We start from the raw sequence: 24099 nt of genomic DNA on the forward strand, positions 1-24099 counted from the left end.
AAACAAAAAACCCCGCTTGCGCGGGGTTTTCGTTTTTTGCAGCCGGGATTAAAGCCAGTTTTTACGCTTGAAGTAGGCGTAAGGCGCCAGCCCTGCCAGGATCATCAGCGTAATCGCGCCTGGGTAACCAAAGCTCCATTTCAGCTCGGGCATAAACTCGAAGTTCATCCCGTAGCTGGATGCCACCAGCGTTGGCGGCAGGAACACTACCGAGACCACCGAGAAGATCTTGATGATGCGGTTCTGTTCGATATTGATAAAGCCCATCGCCGCCTGCATCAGGAAGTTAACCTTCTGGAACAGCGATTCGTTATGCGGCAGCAGCGATTCGATATCTCGCAGGATTTCACGTGCCTGCTCCAGCTGATTGCCCGGCAAACGCGCTTTACGCACCAGGAAGTTCAGCGCGCGCTGGGTATCCATCAGACACAAACGCACCTTCCAGCCGATATCTTCCAGCTCGGCCAGCGTCGACAGCGCACCATCGAATTCGTCGCCCTGCTGACCTTCCATAATCACGCGGCTGAGCTTTTCCAGATCGCTGTAGATGTTTTCGATTTCATCCGCCAGCTGTTCAATTTTGGTCTCGAACAGATCCAGCAACAGCTCGTAGGCATTCCCGTCGATCAGGATCTGGTTACGGGCACGCATCCTGTAGAGACGAAAAGCAGGCAGTTCGCGCTCGCGCAGCGTGTACAGACGCCCTTCACGAATGGTGAAGGCCACGGTGGAGTTACCGGCGTGGTCATCCGCATCTTCATAGAAGAAAAAGGAGTGGATATGCAGGCCGTCTTCATCTTCAAAGAAACGTGCTGAGGCTTCGATGTCTTCCAATTCAGGCCGGGTGGCCAGGCTCTGGCCCAGCTCGTTCTGGACACGGTCACGCTCATTTTCTTCCGGCTCGATCAGGTCGACCCAAACGGAGCTGGACAGCTCGTCGTTCGGCTCTTCCAGCTCAAGGCGGGTTAAGCGGCTTTTATCCAGTTTAAATGCGCTCAGCATAGCTGTACTCCCAATTCACAGTATCAGAATGGGACAATACGCTTGTACACAGGAAACGAGAGCGTTTCGGTCAGCAACAGCATCTGACTCAGAGCGACGGAAATGCGAGGTCGCCAACAACCGCGAAGGCTATCAGCAGAAGAGGATAGCCTTAGGAGTTGTACCTGGATTGCAGGTCAATGAGCCAGTAGGTACTGGGTGTGTCCAAGGCGAATGTCCTCTTAGGGTAATGGTGCGCGCATGTTACGCTGTGCTGAAAATGGCGTCAACAACCGTACCAGCATAAATACGCAACAAATATTGACAAGTGTTAAGCGAGCAGGAGAGAGGATCGGGGTGACGAAAAACTCACCCCGTAAACGTGATTAAACTGCTTCAAGCTTCGCATAGGCAGCGACCAGCCATTTGATGCCCTGCCCCTGAAATGCCACCTGAAGACGGCTGTGTTCCCCGCTGCCTTCCAGATTAACGATGGTACCTTCACCAAACTTGGCATGCCGCACCCGCTGGCCCAGCGCAAAGCCACTGTCATTCTGTGCCAGCGGCGTGCCCATACGCTGATGGTTAACCGGCCGGCTGACGCTGGCGCGCAGGCGAACTTCCTCGATGCACTCAACCGGCAGTTCGCCGATAAAGCGGGAAGGACGGTGATTCACCTCTTTGCCATAAAGGCGGCGGGTTTCAGCGTAGGTCAGGGTGAGCTTTTGCATCGCTCGCGTCACGCCGACATACGCCAGGCGCCGTTCCTCTTCCAGCCGGCCGCCCTCTTCCAGCGACATCTGGCTGGGGAACATGCCCTCTTCCATGCCGACGATAAACACCTGAATAAATTCCAGACCTTTGGCGGCGTGCATGGTCATCAGTTGCACCGCATCCTGCCATTTGTCGGCCTGACCTTCGCCCGCCTCCAGCGCAGCATGTGAGAGGAATGCCTGCAACGGCATCAGATCTTCATCTTCATCCTGATAGCTGTACTGCCGGGTGGCGTTGACCAGCTCCTCAAGGTTTTCAATACGCGCCTGGCCCTTCTCGCCCTTCTCCTGGTCGTACATCAACCACAGGCCGGAATCCTTGATCACCCGGTCAGTCTGCACGTGCAGTGGCATTTCACTGGTTTCCTGCGCCAGCGAATCCACCAGCTCGGTGAAGCGCTGCAGAGCAGAAGCGGCGCGACCAGCCAGCGCTTTTTCCTGCAACAGCGCGCGGGTACTCTGCCACAAGGTCAGCTGACGTTCGCGGGCGGTCTGACGCACAACGTCCAGCGTACGATCGCCGATGCCGCGGGTTGGCGTGTTCACCACACGTTCAAATGCCGCATCGTCGTTACGGTTGGAGATCATTCGCAGATACGCCAGCGCATCTTTGATTTCCTGACGTTCGAAGAAGCGCTGACCGCCATAAATGCGGTAAGGCATGCTGGTTTGCAGCAAGGCCTCTTCCAGCACGCGCGACTGGGCATTACTGCGATACAGGATGGCGCAGTCTTTCAGCGCCCCGCCGTTTTCCATCCACACCTTAATGCGGTTGACCACAAAGCGGGCTTCATCCAGCTCGTTAAAGGCGCAGTAAATCGAAATCGGTTCGCCATCTTTGCCATCGGTCCACAGCTCTTTACCCAGACGGCCATTGTTATTGGCGATCAGAGTGTTAGCGGCTTTAAGGATGTTATTGGTCGAGCGATAGTTCTGCTCAAGACGAACCGTTTCGGCCCCTTTGAAGTCGGTCAGGAAACGCTGAATGTTTTCGACCTGCGCACCACGCCAGCCATAAATGGACTGATCGTCATCGCCAACAATGATCACCTTGCCGGTGTCACCTGCCAGCATGCGGATCCAGGCGTACTGAATGTTGTTGGTATCCTGGAACTCATCCACCAGCACGTTGGTAAAACGCTCGCGATAGTGGTTGAGGATATGCGGTTTGTTGAGCCACAGCTCGTGAGCACGCAGCAGCAGTTCGGCAAAATCCACCAGCCCGGCGCGATCGCAGGCTTCCTGATAGGCCTGGTAAATGCGTAACCAGGTTTGCTCAACCGGATTGCCGTAGCTTTCGATATGTTTCGGGCGCAGCCCTTCGTCTTTCTTGCCGTTGATGTACCACATCGCCTGACGCGCGGGCCACTGCTTGTCATCCAGATTCATCGCTTTGATCAGGCGCTTCAACAACCTCAGCTGATCTTCACTGTCCAGAATCTGAAAATCCTGTGGCAGATTGGCGTCCAGGTGGTGCGCACGCAGCAAACGGTGCGCCAGGCCATGGAAAGTCCCAATCCACATTCCGCCCTGACTGGTGCCGATCAGCTGCTCTATGCGATGACGCATCTCTGCCGCCGCTTTGTTGGTGAAGGTCACCGCCATAATCGAATAAGGTGAGCAGTTTTCAACGGCCATCAGCCAGGCAATACGATGAACCAGCACGCGTGTCTTGCCGCTGCCAGCACCAGCCAGCACCAGCAAGTTGCTGCGCGGCGCGGCAACGGCGTCGCGTTGTTTGTCATTCAAGCTGTCTAGCAGGTCAGAAACGTCCATAGGCACCGTCAGGAAAGGGGGAGCGCCACGCGCTCCACTGGATATTTAACCAGTCTATTATATCAGCGCAGTCAGCGATGCCAACTGCGAAATTTCCAGCGTGGGAAGCAGGCGGGAATCTGCGATATGCATCAGGTTGCCTTTGCGCAGATTGATCCAGCAGGCCTGCATACCGCAACGCACTGAACCCGCAACGTCAGTCGTCAGGTCATCGCCCACATGCAGAATACTCTGTAGCGGCAGATTCAGCTTCTCAGCCGCAACGTGATACATATCGTCATACGGCTTGGCGCGGCCATCCGGACCGGCACGCAGGATAAACTGGAAGTACTTGTCCAGACCAAACAGGTGCGGCTCAGCGTTACCGTTGGTGATCGCCACCAGCGGGATCTGTTTTGCCAGCGTGGCCAGCGTCTGATGGGTCTCTTCCGGCACGTCGATCTTGCTGCGCCAGTGAGCGAAGTGCGCCATCGCTGCGCGTGAACCTTCTTCGGATTCGCGCGGCGTCAGGCCGGCATTCAGCATCGCCAGTTCCACCGCGCGGCGTCGCCACTCGCTGACATCGTGATAAATGTCTGGCTCCTGCTCGCGCAGGCTGTCGCGCAGCTGCTGATATTGCTCAACGCTGAAATGGTTTAAGGCCGGATGATAAGACTGCAGGAAAGCGTGCGACTCTTCAGTGGTACGCATGATCACCGGATAGTTGTCGTACAGCGTGTCATCCAGATCAAAGGTCATCGCGGCAATCGGTCGCAGCGGTCGGTAAAAGTGCATCAGGATTTTCCTCGTTTGGCACGGGGATGGGCAGCATCGTAAACCGACGCCAGGTGTTGGAAGTCGAGATGGGTATAAATCTGTGTGGTGCTGAGATTGGCATGACCCAGTAACTCCTGCACCGCGCGCAAATCACCGCTGGATTCCAGCATATGGGTGGCAAAAGAGTGGCGCAATTTATGCGGGTGAATATGGCTGGAAACGCCCTGCTTCACGCCCCACTCGGCGAAGCGCTTTTGCACGTTGCGGGCGGACATGCGTTTACCGTATTTCGACAGGAAGACCGCCTGGTCTTCGGGTGCAAACAGTTCGCGCATTTCCAGCCAGTGTTCCATCCATTGCACGGCGGTGCGGCCAATCGGCAAGCGTCGCTCCTTGCTGCCTTTACCCACCACCCACACTTCGCCCGAAGCTAAGTCCAGATGGCCGGTATCGATGCCCACCAGCTCTGAAAGACGCAATCCGGCACCGTACATAATTTCGAGCATGGCGCGGTCGCGCACCGCCAGCGGATCGTTCAGGTCGATATCCAGCAGCTGGCTGACTTCATCCACATCGATATTCTTCGGCAGATGGCGCGGCGCGCGCGGCGTGGCTACGCCTTTTGCCGGATTGGCTTTCAGCACGCCCTGGCTGATTTGCCAGTCGAGGAAGCTGCGAAGGGCGGACAGACGTAAGGCCAGGCTGGCCGGTTTCAGGCCGCCGCGACGGCTGCGGGCCGCCAGCGAACGCACCTGCGCCGCATCCAGCTTGTCCCAGGCCGTTAGCTTCATCTCGGTGAGCAAGGCAAGGCAGGCGGCAAGCTGGCGTTGGTAATTGATTTGAGTCAGCGGACTGAGCTGGCGCTCTACCTTCAGGTAGCGCAGGAATCCCTCTACGGCGGGTTGTAGAGGCGAGTCACTGCTCATGCGCGTTCGACCCAGCGCGTCAGCAGATCGGGCAGCATCAGAGAGAGGTGCTGTAACAGCACGGTTCCCATGCCTGACTGATAATGCTGCGTGTCACGGCTGCTGAAAATCAGCACGCCCAGATCGCCCTGTTCGCCCATCAGCGACATCGCCACCGAACCAATCGCTTTGGCCTGAGGCAGCAACAGCAACAGCTCAGGGCCATTCAGGCTGCCCAGGTAATGCTGCTGTTTACCCAGCCGCTGGATGCGGACGGATTCAAAAGCGTGTCGGGAAAGCGCGAGCTGAGTGAAGTCAGAAGGCGCGCCAATCCGCCATTTCTCGCTGAACAGGCGGACGTTAGCGCCTGCCAGCCCCAGCTCTCTGGCCCAGCGATGCAGGCGATTAAGCATATCGTGCAGGCTGTCTGCGGCCGCAAGGCGGGCCTGCAGGGATAACAGGCGGTCAAACAGCTGCTGATTCGCGCTGGCCTGCTCCATCAGCAGGGTGATCTCTTCTTCTAACTGGGTGATATGGTTGCGCTGGCGAGCCAGCTGCCACTCCACCAGCGAGACCGTACCGCGCACCGGATGGGGCACCAGCATCTGCTCAACCTGACGGGCATTACGGATAAAGAAGTCCGGATTTTGCAGCAGGAACTCGCTGACCGCTCGATCGTCCAGCAGCAATTCGCTGGTCGCCTGTTGTTCTCCGACATTTTTCATAAATGAATAAATCCGTCATAAACGTGAGTGGCTGGACCGGTCATATACAGCGGATGTCCCGGGCCTTTCCAGGCAATGTTTAAGCTGCCGCCAGGCAGATCGACGCGTACTTTTTCAGCCAGCAGCGCCTGCTGAATGCCGACGGCAACCGCCGCACAGGCTCCGCTACCGCAGGCCTGAGTTTCACCCGCGCCACGCTCATACACGCGCAGGCGGATGTGTTCACGGCTGACCACTTCCATAAAGCCGACGTTAACGCGCTCAGGGAAGCGATCGTGACTTTCCAGCACCGGCCCCAGACTTTCGACAGCGGCGGTTTTCACGCTGTCCACTTGCAGTACGCAGTGAGGATTACCCATCGACACCACGCCACACATGATGGTCTGCTCAGCAACGCGCATCAGGTAGAGGTTCTCGGCTTTATTGGCGCGGAACGGCACCTGTTGCGGATCGAAGTTGGGTTCACCCATGTTGACGCAAACCAGCTCATCCTGCGTGACGCTAAGCACCATACGCCCGGTCTGGGTGCTGACGCGAATATCATTTTTGTTGGTCAGCCCTTTCAACCGCACGAAGCGGGCAAAACAGCGCGCGCCATTGCCGCACTGGGCAACTTCACTGCCATCAGCGTTGAAAATACGGTAATGGAAGTCGAGATCGGGATCGTACGGTGGCTCGACGATCAGCAGCTGATCGAAACCGATCCCCAGATGACGATCCGCCAGACGCCGGATCAATTCTGGAGAAAAATAGACGTTTTGCGTCACGGCATCGACCACCATAAAGTCATTGCCCAGACCGTGCATTTTGGAGAACTGCATTTTTGGCTCCAACGAGTGCGTCATAGTTTACTGAGCCGTTTGCGTTTCCGGTTCGGTGGTCGAAGGCTGGCTCTGCGTTCCATTCTGAGCTGGCGTCGTGACAGCGCGCTGATCCGTGGCGGTCGCGGGTGTCTTTTTGGTGCTCTCAGTGGTTTGCTGCTTTGGCTTTTCCTGCGGCGGGAAGTACAAAGGTCCTTTCAGTCCGCACCCTGCCAGGCTGACTACAGCCAGCACCAGCGCCATCCGGCAAATCATTTTGTTCATGCTTATTCTGCTCGTTATCAGGGCCTGTTTGTTGTCTATCATCGCAGGTGAAGTGCTAAAAGCAACAGGAAAAGCTGATTCGATGTCACAGTCAGTAGCGGAAAGCATCCCGCCATGACATCAATGCATTTGATAGCGTTGGGCGTAGTCGCCGTTCGGATCGTTATCCGAGACGGTGGCGCAAAGTTGGGCCAGCGTCTGGCTGCGGAAAGGGATGACCTGGAAACGGTCGTCAACATTCACAATCTGGTAGAACTGCGGCAGATTGAAGTTGATAAAGCTCGAGCCGTAGGTGAAGCGATCGTGTGAAGAGGAGTAGAAGCGGCTCACGTCGCGCACCAGATCCTCTTTACTGCCTTCACAATGGTGATAAATCTCTACCCGGTTGGTTTCATCCAGAATGTAGATATTAAAGCCGAAATCGTCTTTGGTATCTTCGAAGAAGAACTGGATGAGCCCTTCGCTGGCGTAGCCATTTACGACAGCAGGCAGGCGCGTCTGATCGGTTTCCACCTTGATCGACAGGCCATGTAATTTGTTGTTGGAGATAGCGCCATAGAATTCGACGGCGTTTTCCAGCTTCTGCACCGACACGCTCAGCCGTTCAAAGAACAGACCCCAGGTCTGACCTGCCACACGTACCGCTTTGAAACGCCCGGGTTCCAGACGGGTGCTGGACAGGCGCAGCTCGATGCATTCCGACACCAACTGCTGAACGCGGGTACGGATTAATCCGCGCAAATGCTGGCTGTAGCAGAACACTTCCACTGAGTCTGGCGGCGCAGCATCCTGGTGCATTTTGCCAAGGATGGTTTTCAATCCTTCGATCATCGCCTGCTCGCCATTAAAGTGCAGCGTGCGCACTTCATTCCACGAGTTGCGATAAAGCAGATCGATGCTGCCAATCAGGCACTGCTGCTGCTGACCAAAGCTGAAGACGTCCAGCTTACGGAAGTCAAAATGCACCACCTGATTGCGGAAAGCGGCGGTCGGGTCATATTCGAGGTTAACGATAATGGCCAGATGGCGGATTTCACAGGGACTGTAGAGCGCTTTCGGCGTTGGTGAGGGCACCCGCAACGGGAAGTGGTGCGACACGTCAGCGACCAGCTCCTGTAATCTGGCGAGGTCACAGATTTCATTGCCTTTAATGTGCAGGCGGGTTTTGCTGGTCAGCAGGCCGTTAAACCAGGCCCAGGCCACCAGCTTATTCAGGTAACGGTTATATTCCAGCGGTTGATGGCTGATGATCGATTGCATATCCGGCGACTGATTATACAAATACCAGCCCGCGCGGTTGGCACGGCCATGCGGCACATGAATAAAGGTCAGATGCGATTCAGAAAGATCCGGCGAAATCTGCGGGTTCACCAGCGTCACTTTGCCCGGCAGCGCTTCAAAAGCCGCGTACAGTTTACGGGTCAACACCCCGATATCCTGCGGGCTGGCGCTAACGCTCAGGTTGTTACGACGGGCGAAGCGGATCAGGTTGCGATAACTCTGCATCATCGCATCCAGCAGTTCGTTGTGGGCTTCACGCACCCGTTCAATTTTCCAGTCGGCGCGGCTGTCCAGCATCGTGATGCGATCCGCATCCCAACCCCATTCCGTCACCAGCTGATTAAGAATTTCGCGCCGCCAGCCAGACTTGCCATGATCAACCGACAGCTTTTCGCAGACTTTCAGATAGAAGCAGCGGCGAACCAGATCCAGACGGGCATGATCGTCAATGCTGGTGAGGTAATACGTCACTCTTTCCAGCATCATGCAGTAAGGGTCGAGGCCGTAAGAAACGATTTCACCGTCGTGCAGGCGCTGCTTGATGTCCATCGCCAGCAGCTGAGTACTCGGGTATTCCCACGAGTAGGCTTCCAGCAACAGGGTTTTCAACACCGCTTTGTACGGAGAATCGATACTTTTATACAGCTGCCACAGGCTGGCTCCGAAATACTCTTCGGCAGACAGCGTGCCCAGGCCGCCCAAATCAAGCCACTCGTTCGGGGTTAACACGCCCTTTTGATAGAGTGACATGACGTAATCGTCGTAATGCTCTTCCTCTTCTCCCGGCACCATATTCCACAGAATACGCTTACCTGCCAGCCGCACTGCGGTGCGGTAAAACTCATCCAGCAGCAGGATATGCTGCGTGGAGCCGCAATCTTCCCCGCCGAGGCTGCCGCTCTCGTTATGGCGGAAACGGTTTTCATCAATCAGGAAGAAGCTGACTTCAACGCCCATCGACGCACACCATTTCTGCAGGCGGGTACATTTCTTTTGCAGCGCCAGGCGCTCTTCATTATCCAGCCATGACTGGTGGCAGACCCAGATATCGAGGTCGGAGGTGAGGTTTTGACCAACAGAAGAGGTACTACCCATCGAATACACGCCGGTAATCGGCAGTTCGCCGCGGGGCGGAATAGCAGCGAATGATCCAGATTTACCTTCTAAATCATTGAGATAATCAATTTGGCTTTCATCAGGCGTGTAAAAGCTGATGCCATGTGGAACGTTACCTTCGAGGTAACCCGGCATCAGCGGATGATGATAATGTAATAAGGTTGGCAGCAGACTGTAGACCTGTTGGAACGAAGGTCCCATAGCAGCCAGCGCGCGATCTACGCGCAGCTGGTTGATAGCATCCAGTCTCTGTTTCAGTGTCTCTATGTAGAGGTACAAGACGTCTCGCCTGATTATCCCAGTGCTTACAAAAACCCTGTTTCCGAAATCCGCCGCTTGATTTAAAAATAGTCGGGCGAATTATTGCTGGAAACGTGATCAATCTAACACCTGGCAGATTGACCGTAAAGAAAGTTGCGCTACACAACAGTTTAGCACGTTTTACGTTCTGCCTGGTTTTAGATGCCGTGATCCGTCCGCTGGTGGCCGTTTGACAGCGTGGAAACTGACAGCATTCCCGTATCAATGATAGGATAATCAATGAGCGATCAAAACGGTAAGAAGCATGTTAGACAAAATTTTAAGAATTGCCACCAGGCAAAGTCCGCTTGCACTTTGGCAGGCACATTATGTTCAGCAGCGTCTGATGGCTTGCCATCCGGGGCTTCGGGTCGAACTCGTCCCGATGGTGACCAAGGGTGATGTGATCCTCGACACGCCGCTGGCTAAGGTCGGCGGCAAGGGATTATTCGTCAAAGAACTGGAGCAGGCGATGCTCGAAGACCGCGCAGATATTGCCGTTCATTCGATGAAAGATGTGCCAATCGCCTTCCCGGAAGGGCTGGGACTGGTCACAATCTGCGAGCGTGAAGATCCGCTCGACGCCTTCGTTTCTAATCAATACGACTCGGTTGATGCCCTGCCGCAGGGCGCGGTCGTGGGAACATCGAGCCTGCGTCGTCAATGTCAGCTCAGCGCCCGTCGACCAGATTTGATCATCCGATCGCTGCGTGGCAACGTCGGCACGCGTCTGGGTAAGCTCGATGCGGGTGACTATGACGCGATCATTCTTGCCGTAGCCGGACTGAAGCGCCTGGGCCTTGGCGATCGCATCCGCTATGCCATGCCGGCGGAAGAATCCTTGCCGGCCGTTGGCCAGGGCGCGGTCGGCATTGAATGCCGTCTGGATGATGCGCAGGCTATCGCGCTGCTGTCAGCCTTAAATGATGACGACACCGCCGTCCGTGTGAAAGCGGAGCGGGCAATGAACACCCGTCTGGAAGGTGGCTGCCAGGTGCCAATCGGTAGCTTTGCGCTGCTGCAGGGTGATGAACTCTGGCTGCGTGGGCTGGTCGGTTCCCCAGACGGCACCGCGATGATCCGTGGCGAACGCCGTGGGCCAAGGGCCGATGCGGAAAAAATGGGCATCTCGCTGGCCGAAGAGCTGCTGAATAATGGCGCTCGCGAGATCCTTGCCGAAGTTTACCAGGGAAATCCTCCCGCATGACCATCCTGGTCACCCGTCCATCACCGGCCGCCGACGAGCTGGTAAGCCGTTTACGCACGCAAGGACGGGCGGCCTGGGCGATGCCGCTAATTGAATTCACGCCTGGCGTTGATCTCGACAGCCTGCCCGGTCACCTCGCCACCCTGCGGCCGGATGACTTGGTTTTTATTCTGTCGCAGCAGGCCATTCATTATGCGCAGCCTGCTCTTGTGCGCGCGAAGGCATCATGGCCCGCCAGCTTGAACTATTATGCTATTGGCCGGACAACGGCGTTGGCCCTGCATGCGGCAAGCGGACTGGATGTTGTCTGGCCGCACGAGCGTGAAACCAGCGAAATATTGATTCAGCTCCCGGCCTTGCAGCAGGTTGCGGGCAAGCGCGCGCTGATCCTCAGGGGTAACGGCGGGCGTGAACTGCTGGCAGAGACCTTGCAAGCGCGCGGCGCTACTGTACAGTTTGTTGAATGCTATCAACGTTGTGCGAAGATTTACCAGGGTGCAATAGAAGGTCGGCGCTGGCGCGATCGTCAGATTGATACGCTGGTGGTGACCAGTGGCGAAATGCTGCAACAGCTTTATTCGCTGTTCCTTGAGATTGATCGTGAGGAATGGCTTCTGCACTGTCGACTGGTTGTCGTCAGTGATCGTTTGGCTACTCGCGCCAGGGAACTGGGCTGGCGAGAGATACGGGTAGCCGATGGTGCCGATAACGACGCGTTGCTGCGAGCGTTACAACAAACTTAAATATGGGATGTGCCACAATGACGGAACAAAAAAATTCCTCCGCCATGGTTGAAGAAACCACCCCAGCGGGTGAGACCACTACAGCAGAACAAAAACCACCCCGCAAGCCGAAGAATACCGGCACGGCGTTGGGCGTTCTGGCTATAGCGATCGCGCTGGCGATAGGCGTTGGACTTTATATAAATGGTAAACACCAGGCTCAACAGCAGGCTGCGGCTAACCAGACGCTGGCTAATCAACTCTCCGACCTGCAGCAGCAGGCCGCCAGCGACAAGCAGACGCTGGTGCAGCAACTGGCGACGCAAAGCAGCGCGTTAGACACTGCCCATCAACAGCAAACGGCGATGAGCCAGCAGCTGGATGAGCTTAAACAGAAAGTCGCGACCATTTCCGGCAATGATGCGCATACCTGGCTGCTGGCTCAGGCCGACTATCTGGTGAAACTGGCGGGCCGCAAGTTGTGGAGCGATCAGGATGTCACCACCGCGGCTGCACTGCTTAAAAGCGCCGATCAGAGTCTGGCCGATATGAACGACCCGAGCCTGATTGATGTGCGTCGCGCCTTGACCCAGGACATCAGCACGCTTTCTGCCGTTAGCCAGGTGGATTACGATGGCATCATCCTCAAACTGAATCAGCTTTCCAATGGCGTTGATAACCTGCGCCTTGCTGACAATGACTCCGACGGCAGCCCAATGGATCAGGACAGCGGCGAGCTCTCTTCTTCCCTGCGCGAGTGGCGTCAGAATCTGGTGAAAAGCTGGCACAACTTTATGGATGATTTCATTACCATCCGTCGTCGCGATACCACTGCCGAACCGCTGCTGGCCCCGAATCAGGATGTCTATCTGCGTGAAAACATCCGTTCACGCCTGCTGATTGCGGCGCAGGCCGTGCCACGTCATCAGGATCAAATCTATAAGCAGTCCATCGACACGGTGTCGACCTGGGTTCGCGCCTGGTTTGATACTCACGATCCGGCCACGAAGGCGTTTCTCAGCCAGCTGGACGACCTGAGCCAGCAAAGCGTCTCAATGGACGTTCCGGATGCACTGCAAAGCCAGCCGATGCTGGATAAACTGATGCAAACGCGCGTGCGCAACCTGCTGGCACAGCCAAGTGCCGGGCAACAGCAGCAGGGAGAATAAGCATGCTTAAAGTCCTGATACTGTTTCTCCTGCTAATTGCTGGCGTGGTGCTTGGCCCAATGCTGGCCGGCCACCAGGGTTATGTGCTGATCCAGACCGATAACTGGAATATCGAAACCAGCGTCACCGGACTGGCCATCATCCTGATCCTCTCACTGATCGTGATCCTGGTGGTGGAGTGGGTGTTGCGTCGCCTGTTACGCACCGGCGTCAGAACCCGTGGCTGGTTTATGGGCCGTAAGCGTAACCGCGCGCGTAAGCAAACCAATGCTGCGCTGGTTAAGCTGGCTGAAGGAGATTATCGCCAGGTTGAAAAACTGCTGTCGCGCAATGCTGACCATGCAGAACAGCCTGTGGTGAACTACCTGCTGGCAGCAGAAGCCGCTCAGCAACGTGGTGACGAAATTCGTTCCAACCAGCACCTTGAACGTGCCGCGGAACTGGCGGGCAGCGATCAGCTGCCGGTGGAGATCACCCGCGTGCGTATTCAACTGGCGCGTAATGAAGATCACGCCGCGCGTCATGGTGTTGATCGACTGCTGGAAGTGGCTCCGCGCCATCCTGAAGTGCTGCGTCTGGCTGAGCAGGCTTACGTGCGGACCGGTGCCTGGAGCGCCCTGCTGGATATCCTGCCTGCGATGGAGAAATCCCAGGTGTCGGATGAAGCGCATCGTCTGGCTCTGCAACAGGAAGCCTGGCTGGGCTTAATGAACCAGGCAATGGCCGATCAGGGTAGCGATGGATTGAAACGCTGGTGGCAGGATCAGAGCCGTAAAACGCGCAATGAGACGGCCCTGCAGGTTGCCATGGCAGATCACCTGATCGTCTGTGATGACCACGAAACGGCGCAGCAAATCGTGCTGGATGGCCTCAAGAAGGCCTATGACGAGCGTTTAATCCTGTTGATGCCACGCCTGAAGACCGGCAATCCGGAACAGCTTGAGAAAGCGCTGCGCCAGCAGATCAAACAGCATGGTGCCACACCATTGCTGCACAGCACGCTGGGTCAGCTGCTGATGAAGCATGGCGAGTGGGAGCAGGCAGCCGAGGCCTTCAGAGAAGCGCTTAAGCAGCGTCCTGATGCCTTTGATTACGCCTGGCTGGCTGACACGCTGGATCGTCAGCATAAGCCAGAAGAAGCGGCACAGATGCGGCGTGACGGGTTGCTGCTGACCCTGAAGAACGCACCGTAATCCTGCATCTTCCAGATAACCGGGCCCTGTGCCCGGTTTTTTTATGCCTGATCTCTGGCAGACAGACAAAAAAAAACACCTGCCAAACTGGCAGGTGTAAAGATCAGGTCGGTAAGACAATTTGGCTGGTACCTGACTCAACGTATTGTCCCTGGACTCCAGTAAGGCCGAAGCGAGACTGGCGGGCGGACAACAGGTACCGTAAAGGGCTCTGCATCATTCCTGGTTTATGAAGCGTTAACAATCATAAGGAGTGGAATGAGCATCTACAGTGGTGATATTGCAGGAGACGTGCCAGCTTTATCGACACCGCTGAAAAATATATTAACTCTTTGATAGTTAGCCATTTTATTTACATCACTGTGAGTCAAACACCGTTCTGGCCGTTGGCATTTAACGACAAACGGTTGTACGGGCGTCGTGGATTAACGACAGCGAAAATGAAGTTGAGTAAAGGCTATAATAAACAACGAATTAGCTGTCTCTTAACGGAGACAAAAAACGGGAAGAAACGACAGGGCTGCGGATAGCGAATGGCGGAAAGCAAAAAACCCCGCCAAAGCGGGGTTTTTCTAAATTGGTCGGCGAGAGAGGATTCGAACCTCCGACCCACTGGTCCCAAACCAGTTGCGCTACCAAGCTGCGCTACTCGCCGAATACTGCTGGCACTTCATTACTGCTTTTTACTGCTGCTAAGATCCGTGGACCTTAAGCAAAAAAACCTGCCTCGGCAAGTCTTTGAAAGTGGTCGGCGAGAGAGGATTCGAACCTCCGACCCACTGGTCCCAAACCAGTTGCGCTACCAAGCTGCGCTACTCGCCGAATACTGCTTACTGCTTGACAATACTGCTGATTTTGTTGGTGCGAAGGGAGGGACTTGAACCCTCACGTCCGTAAGAACACTAACACCTGAAGCTAGCGCGTCTACCAATTCCGCCACCATCGCGTACCGGACAAAATCTGGGGTGGCTAATGGGACTCGAACCCACGACAACTGGAATCACAATCCAGGGCTCTACCAACTGAGCTATAGCCACCACATCTACTGCTGTACTACCGAACTTCTTACTGCTTACTGCTTACTACCTAACGCGGTAAAACTACCACCGCAGCTCTTGCTGCACTAAATTAATGGTGCGCCCGACAGGATTCGAACCTGAGACCTCTGCCTCCGGAGGGCAGCGCTCTATCCAGCTGAGCTACGGGCGCTTAGCGCCGTTGCGGATGGGCATACTACGTATTTGAGCCGATCCTGTCCAGTGCTTTTTATCACTAAATATCTTGTTTGATTACGCTTTGTGCGTTCTGTCTAAATGGCGAACGTTTTCACCCGATTTCCGGGCTAAAACGTTCAGCATTCAGCCAACCGCCGGCAAACAAATACGAAAACTACAGATCGCCACGCCAGTGATAGTTCAGATATTTCAGCAGCCTGAGCTGCCTGCGCAGACGTGATGGCTGCATAATAAGCCGGTAGAGCCACTCCAGGCCCATTTTCTGCCAGATCTTAGGCGCACGCTTCACATGACCGGTAAAGACGTCGTAGGTGCCACCCACGCCCATATACAGGGCTTCTGGCCAGACGGCCTTGCAGTCGCGCATCAGAATTTCCTGTCGCGGCGATCCCATCGCCACGGTAACAATCTTCGCGCCGCTGGCGGCAATTCGGGCAAACAAGGCTTCGCGGTCTGCCGGCGCAAAATAACCGTCCTGCGAACCGACAATGTTCACATTCCACTGACGACGCAGCTTATCTTCCGTTTGTGCCAGCACCTGAGGCTTGCCGCCAATCAGAAACACCGGCGTGCCTTCGCGTCCGGCACGTTCCATTAATCCTTCCCACAAATCGGCACCGGCAATGCGGGAGACTTCCGCCTGCGGATATTTTTTGCGTACGGACCGCACGATGCTGATGCCGTCGGCGTACTTAAATTCCGCTTCGTCGATCAGCTGGCGGATCGCCGGCTGGCTTTCGGCGGTCAGGACTTTCTCCGCATTAATCGCCACCAGCGTGCCGGTCTTGAGGTTTTTTCCCAGATAGAGATAGTCAAGAAACGCAGCCATATCGCGAAAACCGAGCAGCGTGAAGCCGCGGATTTGGTATAGCGGTACTGAATCCACAATCGGTTCCTTCAGGTCAAATGCAACAAATCAGGCCCGCAGGCCTGAGAAAATTAGTCATGTAGCGCGACCGGCATTTTACGGGGGCGGATCAGACCTGCCGCATCAAACAGCCAGAACAGCAGTTTCGCCACCACCACCGCCACCACAAAGATCAGGCAGAAGAACACCACTCGCGAAGCGAAAGAGTCCAGCCCTTCACGTGCCAGCACAATCATATTAAACACCGCGCCAAAGCAGAAACTTTGTAGGATCGCAGCCTTGTAGCGGTTGGTTTCCTGCTGTCCCTTTTGATAGAGCCAGTCGAACCATTTAATGATCATCCCCACGGCTACCGCGCCCGGCGGGATAAACCACGCGCCTCCCATCACCACCAGAGAGCCTATCAGCGTCGGCGAAATTGCCAGCCCGGAATGGTTATCCAACACCTCCCAGGTGAAATAATTGCCGCTGTTTAACACGATGGAGGGCCGGTCGGGCCACAACCAGCTGGGGATAAACACGTAAAAATCACGAACAATCGGTGCCAGTCCCTGGAAATCAATTTTGTCGTAATTTTGCAGCAGCAGGCCGAGGTTTTCCCACGGAGAGAAGGTGTCCCTCGTCAGATACAGGAAGGTATAGAACGCTTCAGAGCCACTGACATCAAGGTTATAGCGGCGCAGCGCCAGCCAGAACATCCCGACCACGGAGAACACACCCGCCATCGCCAGCATCCATAAGGAGATCCAGCCGCGAATAATGCCGATAAACAGGAACAGCGCAAAAGCGATGATGATATTTGCCCGCGTCCCGCCCACTACGGCATAGGTCAGCAAACCAAAGGCGACGGTCGCCACCAGGAAAAACAACCAGTTACGGAATCCGGGCTTGAGGAAATAGACCACCAGCATCGCCGGGATAAAGAAGTAGAAAAAGCGCTTCAGCGCGACGCCTGACACTTCGGCAGAAAAGATCTGGCTGTAACTGTGCAGCTTAAAAAGCAGGAAGCCGTTGTGCAGGAAGAATACCGCCACCGTGCCCAGCGCTATCGCCGCCAGAATGCCCCAGGTTAAATGCGCTTCGACCCGGTTGATGGTGAAAAACTGCCGGCTGGGTTGGGACGAGGCTGGCCGCAGGCGTGTTTTATAGCTGACATAGTAAATGGCATAAAACCCGGTAGCGGAAAGCAGCGCCTCGAGCAGAAATTCAGGAGGAACCACCTCAACGTTAAAACCAAACACCAACATGCAGGTCAGCGGGAAGCCGAAGTAAAATGTCAGCAAAAATAGCAGCGAAAAGAAGACGTTGAAGTTGAACTTTACCCGTCGAAATTCCTTCCAGGTCAGCGTCAGGATCAGCCCCAGCGACAGCAGCCAGACCACCAGCAGACCAGCAAATTGCATCAGCGTCATGCTTTCACTCCTTCAGCCTGGGCCAGCGCCGTTTTCCAGCCGTCGAGATAAGCAGGCTCAAAAAAGGCAATCGCGGGTTTATCCAACAGGGACATTTGCCGTTTTGCTTCGCCAACCACCTGTGCATCCAGCGAATCGCCGGCAAACAGCACGGGCACCTGTTGCTCGGTCAAATCCTGCCAGAACGGGTTTTTACGGTTAACCACAAACGGCACGTTGGCCTGGATCAGCAAGCATAATGTGCCAATGCCCTGCTGACGTTCAAAAATAAAATACCCCAGGTCGCAGCGCGAGATCAGCTGTAAATAAGTGGCGAACTCGAGCTTTTCCGTGAGGATCTGTAATCTTTCCGGCGCAAAAAGTGCCAGCCCGGCTTCACGCACGCGCTGAATGTAGGCGTCATTGTGTTCCGGGTAGCCCATCGGGACCACCACATTAACCTGACGACCAAACTGCTGATGGATCTCCTGCAGCGCCTGAATATGGCGATTACTTTCATCGCCAGAATTTCCTACCAGCAAGGTCATCTCTGGCTGCGGCTCGGCGGCAGGCAACGCCACCTGAGCCATTCGGGTCGGAAAATAGAGCCGTGCCGCTGGGACATCGGGATAGCGTTGCTGGAAATAGTTAATGTCGCCACGCGTGGCAAAAACCTGACCGACCCTTTTTTGCGCCAGCCGCCGCAGGAAGTAGAACAGGCGAAATTTGAGACCACCGGCCTGTTCGTAGAGATCTGCACCCCAGATATGCCAGTAAACCTGCGCCGGTTTAATCTTACCGAACAGGATCGCCAGCCACAGCGTGGGATTGAACTGTCCGTGGAAAAAGAAATGGGTTTGTCTGTCTGCCTGTGCAAGGGCGACGACCGCATCGGCAATGGCGCGTTTGTTGGCAAACCAGCGGATCGCCAGCCGGCTGTAATCCGCGGCGGCAGGCTCCCCAACCACCCAAAACTGACGAGGTTCCGCACGCGGCACGGCCTCGGCCACGCTGTCGTTAAAAAAGCGCAGCACGGTTTGATTATGGTGTGGAATGGCAGAGCCGAGAACGTGAATCAATGTTGTCATACTTTTCTACGATAAAGAAAAAAGGTGCCTGCGCAGAGCGCAAAATAGACCATATACGTCGCCATATAGGCTTGTGCCGCGCCGGTGGCCCCGTGCAGCGGGATCAGCCAGCGCGCGAACAGCGTCAGCAGAATGAACTGGCTGATCTCGGTCAGGGCATAAAAACGTAGTGAGGCTTTGGCGATCACCAGATAACCAAAAACGTAGGAGCCTACTTTAAAGACATCGCCGGTCAGCTGCCAGATAAAGAGATCCCGCATGCCGGTAAACTGACTGGAGAACAGCAGCCAGATAGCCACGTCCCGCAACAGCCATACCATCAGGCTGACTCCCATCACCGCGGGCAGTACAAAACTCAGCGAGCGCAGAATTTCCCGGGAGATCTCTTTTTTGCTGGTCAGACGCGACAGCGTTGGCAGCAAATAGACGCTGAATGAGGCGGTGATAAATTGCAGATAGGCATCTGAAATGCTGGTCACCCCTTGCCAGAGACCTACCTGCTCCCAGCCGTTATGGTCGGCCAGCAGATTTCGCATCATGATCCATGCCACCGGCAAGGTGATGGAGGTCATCAGCGCCATCAGGGTGAACTTACTCAGATTGCGGGCAATCGCGCCATCCCAGCAAGGTTTGAAAAATCGCACCGGCAGATGGTCACGCTTTGCCAGTAATAGCGCCGCAGGCACCACCACCAGCGCCGGAACCATCGCCATGCCCACCAGCGCCCCGCTATAGCCGCCGATCCAGTAACAGACAAACCAGGCCATTACGCCAATCAGGCTGCCCAGGATCAGCGCCAGCGCATTGCCCTTCGCATCGCGGAAGCCTTTCACTACCGCCAGCGCCAGATTGGCCCAGGCAATGCCTGCCTGCAGGAAGGCGACAATACGCACCACGTTCTGGTAATCACTGTGGCCAAATAAGCCGACGCTAATCGGTCCGGCAAACAGCAAAAATACGATGGCCAGGAGGGTGGAGAAGCCCAGCACCATTGCCGAGGCGGTGCCCGTTACCGCCTGAAGTTGCGCTGGGTTTTGCTGATATTCGGCAACGTATTTGGTGACACCGTTAAAAATACCCGCCCCGGCCAGCACGCCAAGCACGGTAATCAACTGACGGAAGTTGCCTGCCTGACCAACGCCTGACGGGCCAAATGATACCGCCAGCATTTTGACCACCAGCAGACCGGCCGCAATTTTTACCAGCGTGGACGCTGCCGTCCACACCGACGCTTTAGCCAGCGACATATCAGGAAAAATAGCTCAGCAGGGAGTTAATCACCGTCTGCTGATTATTATCAGTGAGGTTATAAAACAGCGGCAGACGCAGCAGTCGTTCACTCTCGGACTGGGTGTAGCGATCTTCGCCGTGGAAGCGGCCAAAGCGCTGACCGGCAGGTGAAGAGTGCAGCGGAATATAGTGGAAGACGGCCAGGATTTCGGCTTCCTTCAGCCAGTTAATCAGCGCCGTGCGGTCGTCAATATCATGCAGCTTGATGTAAAACATGTGCGCGTTATGCTGACAGGTCGACGGGATGGTGGGCAGGGTAATCCGGCCGCTGGCCGCAATCGGCTGCAGCGCGCTGTAGTAGTTCTGCCACAAGCGCAGGCGCTGCGCGTTAATCGCCGACGCGGCTTCCAGCTGGGCCCACAGATAAGCCGCCTGCAAATCGGCCATCAGGTAGCTGGAACCAATATCGCGCCAGGTATACTTATCCACCTGCCCACGGAAAAACTGGCTGCGATTCGTGCCCTTCTCTCTGATGATTTCAGCACGCTCAACCAAAGCCGGATCGTTAATTAACGTCGCGCCACCTTCACCGCCTGCCGTGTAATTCTTGGTTTCGTGGAAGCTGAAGCAGCCGATATGACCAATTGTCCCCAGCGCTTTGCCTTTCCAGGTGGACATCACGCCCTGTGCGGCGTCTTCAATCACAAACAGATGGTGTTTGGCTGCCAGCGCCATAATCACGTCCATATCACAGGAGACGCCGGCGTAATGAACCGGAACAATGGCTTTGGTTTTGTCGGTGATCGCCGCTTCAATCAGCGTCTCATCCATGTTCAACGTATCCGGGCGGATATCGACGAACACGATAGTCGCGCCGCGCAGCACAAAGGCGTTAGCCGTTGAGACGAAGGTATAGCTTGGCATGATCACTTCATCGCCAGGCTGGATATCGATCAGGATCGCGGCCATTTCCAGAGAGGCCGTGCAGGATGGGGTCAGCAGCACTTTTTTGCTGCCGAACTTATTTTCCATCCACTGCTGGCAGCGTCGGGTAAATCCACCGTCGCCGCACAGCTTGCCGCTTCCCATCGCCGATTTCATGTAGTCGAGTTCGGTTCCCACGATCGGTGGTGCGTTAAATGGGATCATAATGTTACCTGTAGAGCCAGTAAGCGGTGCGTTCTATAACACCCCCACAGCGATGATAGAGTCTGAGCGCGGGTAAGTTGCCCAGTTGAGTTGCCACATGCAGACGAGTCAGGCGTCGCGCGCGACACCAGTCGGACGCCGCTTCGATCATGCGCTGTCCCACTCCTAATCCCTGAGCTTCCGGTAACGTCGCCAGCAGCCCGATGCGCGCACTGCCATCCGACAGTTCACGAAGGGAGATAAACCCCTGCAGATCGCCCTGCTCATTGATAGCAAGCAGGCATTGATGATCAAAGGTGCCAAGCACCGCGTTTTCAATCCACTGAGCATAGAAACGGCCGCTGTCACCGGGCTGATACCAGGGCGCACGGAAGCGACTTTGCGCAAACGCGCCGCTTGCCGCTTCGCGTAAGGCAGGAATATGCTCTTTTCTGGCAATGCGGATCCCTTCAGGGCGGCTTGCAGAGGCAATGCCCAGCACAAAGTCGGCTTCCCCTTCCACCAGCTTAAAACCCAGCGCGCTGAGCGCGTCCAGCTCGGCGGTCTGCTGCGACAGCACCTTCGCCTGAACGAGATCGTAGCCTGCAAACAGCGCGTCAGTTAATGGCGACCCATTCGCCTCAAATGAGAGCAAGCCACTGTTCACGCCAAAGAAGGTATTTTCCCAACTCAACGGGTTGAGGGCTACCGATGGCATAAGCGCAGGCTGGCTGCTGGCACTCATTGCCAGACTCCTTTGGTATCCACTCTCTGATGAGCGTGGATTTGTTTCGCATCCATCGCTTTGAACTGCGCGTGATCGACCAGCATCACCAGCACGTCAGCCTGCTTCAGGGCGTGATGCAGCCCAACCAGTTCAGCTTTACCGGCCAGTTTCTCCGGCAGCTGGTGAATGTTCGGTTCCACCACTAACGTGGTGCCGGAATGCCAGTCCGCGATCATTTCAGCCACGTGCATCGCCGGGCTTTCACGCAGATCGTCAATATCCGGTTTAAACGCCAGACCAAAGCAGGCAATCGTCAGCTCACTGGCGCGCTTGTCGCTGGTGGTCAGACTCTCGGCTAATGCCTTTTTAACCTGCTCAAGGACCCACAGCGGTTTGCTGTCATTCACTTCACGCGCGGTGCGGATCAATCGCGCCTGTACCGGATTTTGCGCCACGATAAACCAGGGATCGACGGCGATGCAGTGGCCGCCAACGCCAGGGCCGGGCTGCAGGATATTCACCCGCGGATGGCGGTTCGCCAGGCTAATCAGTTCCCAGACGTTGATCCCCTGATCGGCACAAATCAACGACAGCTCGTTGGCAAAGGCGATGTTGACGTCCCGGAAGCTGTTTTCGGTCAGCTTACACATTTCGGCAGTGCGGGAGTTGGTGACCACGCACTCACCTTCAAGAAAGATATTGTACAGGTCACAGGCAAGCTGCGAGCAGGCTGGCGTCATCCCGCCAATCACCCGATCGTTTTTGAACAGTTCGACCATCACCTTGCCCGGCAGAACACGCTCAGGACAATAGGCAATATGCACATCGGCGGCTTCACCAACCTGTTGCGGGAAGCTCAGGTCTTCACGTGCTGTCGCCAGCCAGGCCGCCATTTGCTCGGTGGCACCCACCGGTGAGGTCGATTCGAGGATCACTAAATCCCCTTTCTTCAACACCGGCGCGATGGATTCAGCGGCCGCTTTCACCCAGCTGAGATCGGGCTGATGATCGTCTTTAAACGGTGTTGGTACAGCAATCAGAAAGGCATCGGCCTCTTCAGGTTGGGTTGCCGCGCGCAGGTAACCTTGTTCAACGGCGGTCTTCACAACCCGGTCGAGGTCTGGCTCAACGATGTGGATCTCACCGCGATTGATGGTCTCAACAGCGTGCGCATTGATGTCGATGCCAATGACCTTCTTCTGCCGTGAGGCAAATGCCGCTGCGGTTGGCAGGCCAATGTAGCCCAGGCCGATAATGGAAATGGTATTGAAAATCATAACGTAACCCGATTATTTTTTAGTGCCTGCACAATACGTTCGCAGGCCAGGCCGTCACCATAAGGGTTATGGGCACGGCTCATGGATTGATAAGCGTCTTCATCCGTCAGCAGGCGCGTGGCCTCACCAACTATCTTCTGTACGTCTGTGCCCACCAGCTTGACCGTTCCCGCCGCAACCGCTTCTGGCCGCTCGGTGGTTTCGCGCATCACCAGCACCGGTTTACCCAATGACGGCGCTTCTTCCTGAATGCCGCCAGAATCCGTCAGGATTAGCCAGGAACGCACCATCAGCCAGACAAAAGGCAGGTACTCCTGAGGTTCAATCAGGAAGATATTGTCGATGCCGCTCAGGATGCGGTTTACCGGCTCGCTGACGTTGGGATTCAGGTGAACAGGATAAACAATCTGAACATCAGGATGCAGGCGGGCAATTTCAGCCAGCGCGCTACAAATGCGTTCAAAACCGCCACCAAAACTCTCGCGTCGGTGGCCAGTGACCAGAATCATTTTTTTGTCTGAATCAAGGAACGGATAGCGCGAAGCCAGGCCTTCCCGTAGTCCTGTATCACCCAATACCCGATCTCTTACCCAGAACAGCGCATCAATTACCGAGTTACCGGTGACAAACATCCGGTCACTGCGCAGGTTTTCTTTCAGCAGGTTCTGACGGGCATTTTCCGTCGGGGTGAAATGCCAGGTGGCAAGGTGACCGGTCAGCGTGCGGTTAGCTTCTTCCGGCCACGGAGAATAGAGGTCGCCGGTGCGCAGACCGGCCTCAACGTGGCCAACGGGGATGCGGTGATAGAATGCCGCCAGGCTGGCAGCAAAGGTCGTGGTGGTATCGCCATGGACCAGCACCACATCCGGTTTGAATTCAGCGAAAACAGCCTTTAATCCTTCGAGAATCCGGCTGGTGATTTCAGTCAGCCCCTGCCCCGGACTCATGATATTCAGATCATAATCCGGAATGATGGCGAACAGTTGCAGCACCTGATCCAGCATCTCACGATGCTGTGCGGTGACGCACAGGCGAGCGTCAATCTCGCTATCCTGCGCCAGCGCATGGACCAGCGGCGCCATTTTTATCGCTTCAGGGCGCGTGCCAAAAACTGTTAATACTTTCACAGTGACTCTCTTTCGTTCATCTGTCTGATAACAACAGGC

General features: G+C 55.7%; 21 protein-coding genes and 5 tRNA genes. 4 read left to right on the forward strand and 22 right to left on the reverse strand.

Annotated elements, in window-relative coordinates; translation table 11 throughout:
• Positions 1-48 precede the first annotated feature (48 nt).
• The 9 genes from corA to ACXKZG_RS21750 form a co-directional block, all read right to left on the reverse strand.
• Complete coding sequence (gene corA / locus ACXKZG_RS21710) at positions 49-1002, reverse strand: magnesium/cobalt transporter CorA (protein WP_106382071.1); 954 nt, start codon at positions 1000-1002, stop codon at positions 49-51.
• Positions 1003-1153: 151 nt separating this feature from the next.
• Positions 1154-1210: a YsgD/CorL family protein gene (gene ysgD, locus ACXKZG_RS21715; protein ID WP_371732180.1), complete on the reverse strand. Its 57-nt coding sequence runs from the start codon at positions 1208-1210 to the stop codon at positions 1154-1156.
• Positions 1211-1367: 157 nt separating this feature from the next.
• Positions 1368-3530: a DNA helicase II gene (gene uvrD / locus ACXKZG_RS21720; protein WP_013200254.1), complete on the reverse strand. Its 2163-nt coding sequence runs from the start codon at positions 3528-3530 to the stop codon at positions 1368-1370.
• Positions 3531-3587: 57 nt separating this feature from the next.
• Entirely contained in the window at positions 3588-4304 is a 717-nt protein-coding gene (gene yigB / locus ACXKZG_RS21725) for a 5-amino-6-(5-phospho-D-ribitylamino)uracil phosphatase YigB (RefSeq protein ID WP_013200253.1), read from the reverse strand.
• On the reverse strand, positions 4304-5212 hold the full coding sequence (xerC, locus tag ACXKZG_RS21730) for a tyrosine recombinase XerC (protein ID WP_053142063.1): 909 nt from the start codon (positions 5210-5212) through the stop codon (positions 4304-4306). The genes yigB and xerC overlap by 1 nt, the downstream gene beginning before the upstream one ends.
• The gene (locus ACXKZG_RS21735; protein WP_013200251.1) at positions 5209-5916 is read right to left on the reverse strand and encodes a DUF484 domain-containing protein; all 708 of its coding nucleotides are present in this window, start codon (positions 5914-5916) and stop codon (positions 5209-5211) included. Before ACXKZG_RS21735 ends, xerC begins: the two co-directional genes overlap by 4 nt.
• Entirely contained in the window at positions 5913-6737 is an 825-nt protein-coding gene (dapF, locus tag ACXKZG_RS21740) for a diaminopimelate epimerase (protein ID WP_013200250.1), read from the reverse strand. The genes ACXKZG_RS21735 and dapF overlap by 4 nt, the downstream gene beginning before the upstream one ends.
• 27 nt (positions 6738-6764) lie before the next feature.
• A complete protein-coding gene (gene lptM / locus ACXKZG_RS21745) occupies positions 6765-7001 on the reverse strand; it encodes an LPS translocon maturation chaperone LptM (protein ID WP_041691855.1) in 237 nt (78 codons plus the stop codon).
• Between the two features lie 120 nt (positions 7002-7121).
• The gene (locus ACXKZG_RS21750; protein WP_013200248.1) at positions 7122-9677 is read right to left on the reverse strand and encodes a class I adenylate cyclase; all 2556 of its coding nucleotides are present in this window, start codon (positions 9675-9677) and stop codon (positions 7122-7124) included.
• A 286-nt stretch (positions 9678-9963) separates the two neighbouring features.
• Here ACXKZG_RS21750 and hemC point away from each other — a divergent pair, with 286 nt between their 5' ends.
• Genes hemC through hemY form a run of 4 tightly spaced genes read left to right on the forward strand, consistent with a single transcriptional unit; the run spans position 9964 to position 13989 of the window.
• A complete protein-coding gene (gene hemC, locus ACXKZG_RS21755) occupies positions 9964-10905 on the forward strand; it encodes a hydroxymethylbilane synthase (RefSeq protein WP_053142056.1) in 942 nt (313 codons plus the stop codon).
• The gene (gene hemD, locus ACXKZG_RS21760; RefSeq protein WP_488875464.1) at positions 10902-11648 is read left to right on the forward strand and encodes a uroporphyrinogen-III synthase; all 747 of its coding nucleotides are present in this window, start codon (positions 10902-10904) and stop codon (positions 11646-11648) included. The genes hemC and hemD overlap by 4 nt, the downstream gene beginning before the upstream one ends.
• A gap of 17 nt (positions 11649-11665) precedes the next feature.
• Positions 11666-12796, forward strand: coding sequence for a uroporphyrinogen-III C-methyltransferase (gene hemX, locus ACXKZG_RS21765; RefSeq protein ID WP_151038557.1), 1131 nt, complete (start codon positions 11666-11668; stop codon positions 12794-12796).
• A 2-nt stretch (positions 12797-12798) separates the two neighbouring features.
• Positions 12799-13989 carry a protoheme IX biogenesis protein HemY gene (gene hemY, locus ACXKZG_RS21770; protein ID WP_013200244.1) on the forward strand — a complete coding sequence of 397 codons (1191 nt, stop codon included), beginning with the start codon at positions 12799-12801 and terminating at the stop codon, positions 13987-13989.
• Positions 13990-14567: 578 nt separating this feature from the next.
• On the opposite strand, the gene ACXKZG_RS21775 is transcribed toward hemY, so the two are convergent.
• The 13 genes from ACXKZG_RS21775 to wecB form a co-directional block, all read right to left on the reverse strand.
• Positions 14568-14644, reverse strand: a tRNA-Pro gene (locus tag ACXKZG_RS21775).
• A 90-nt stretch (positions 14645-14734) separates the two neighbouring features.
• Positions 14735-14811, reverse strand: a tRNA-Pro gene (locus ACXKZG_RS21780).
• Between the two features lie 37 nt (positions 14812-14848).
• Positions 14849-14935 (reverse strand) — tRNA-Leu (locus ACXKZG_RS21785).
• Between the two features lie 15 nt (positions 14936-14950).
• Positions 14951-15026 (reverse strand) — tRNA-His (locus ACXKZG_RS21790).
• A 95-nt stretch (positions 15027-15121) separates the two neighbouring features.
• Positions 15122-15198 (reverse strand) — tRNA-Arg (locus tag ACXKZG_RS21795).
• 180 nt (positions 15199-15378) lie between these two features.
• A complete protein-coding gene (gene wecG, locus ACXKZG_RS21800) occupies positions 15379-16053 on the reverse strand; it encodes a lipopolysaccharide N-acetylmannosaminouronosyltransferase (protein WP_241199885.1) in 675 nt (224 codons plus the stop codon).
• 110 nt (positions 16054-16163) lie between these two features.
• The gene (gene wzyE, locus ACXKZG_RS21805) at positions 16164-17504 is read right to left on the reverse strand and encodes an ECA oligosaccharide polymerase (RefSeq protein WP_346568582.1); all 1341 of its coding nucleotides are present in this window, start codon (positions 17502-17504) and stop codon (positions 16164-16166) included.
• On the reverse strand, positions 17501-18571 hold the full coding sequence (locus ACXKZG_RS21810; RefSeq protein WP_488875465.1) for a TDP-N-acetylfucosamine:lipid II N-acetylfucosaminyltransferase: 1071 nt from the start codon (positions 18569-18571) through the stop codon (positions 17501-17503). Before ACXKZG_RS21810 ends, wzyE begins: the two co-directional genes overlap by 4 nt.
• Complete coding sequence (gene wzxE, locus ACXKZG_RS21815) at positions 18568-19818, reverse strand: lipid III flippase WzxE (protein ID WP_106382079.1); 1251 nt, start codon at positions 19816-19818, stop codon at positions 18568-18570. The genes ACXKZG_RS21810 and wzxE overlap by 4 nt, the downstream gene beginning before the upstream one ends.
• 1 nt (position 19819) lies before the next feature.
• Positions 19820-20950: a dTDP-4-amino-4,6-dideoxygalactose transaminase gene (gene rffA / locus ACXKZG_RS21820; RefSeq protein ID WP_053142042.1), complete on the reverse strand. Its 1131-nt coding sequence runs from the start codon at positions 20948-20950 to the stop codon at positions 19820-19822.
• 4 nt (positions 20951-20954) lie between these two features.
• The gene (rffC, locus tag ACXKZG_RS21825) at positions 20955-21674 is read right to left on the reverse strand and encodes a dTDP-4-amino-4,6-dideoxy-D-galactose acyltransferase (protein ID WP_013200238.1); all 720 of its coding nucleotides are present in this window, start codon (positions 21672-21674) and stop codon (positions 20955-20957) included.
• Positions 21671-22933, reverse strand: coding sequence for a UDP-N-acetyl-D-mannosamine dehydrogenase (gene wecC / locus ACXKZG_RS21830; RefSeq protein WP_488875466.1), 1263 nt, complete (start codon positions 22931-22933; stop codon positions 21671-21673). The genes rffC and wecC overlap by 4 nt, the downstream gene beginning before the upstream one ends.
• Positions 22930-24060, reverse strand: a complete 1131-nt coding sequence (gene wecB, locus ACXKZG_RS21835; protein ID WP_134823180.1) for a non-hydrolyzing UDP-N-acetylglucosamine 2-epimerase — start codon at positions 24058-24060, stop codon at positions 22930-22932. Before wecB ends, wecC begins: the two co-directional genes overlap by 4 nt.
• Positions 24061-24099: the final 39 nt, after the last annotated feature.

This window comes from Erwinia sp. 2186 (assembly GCF_057812255.1).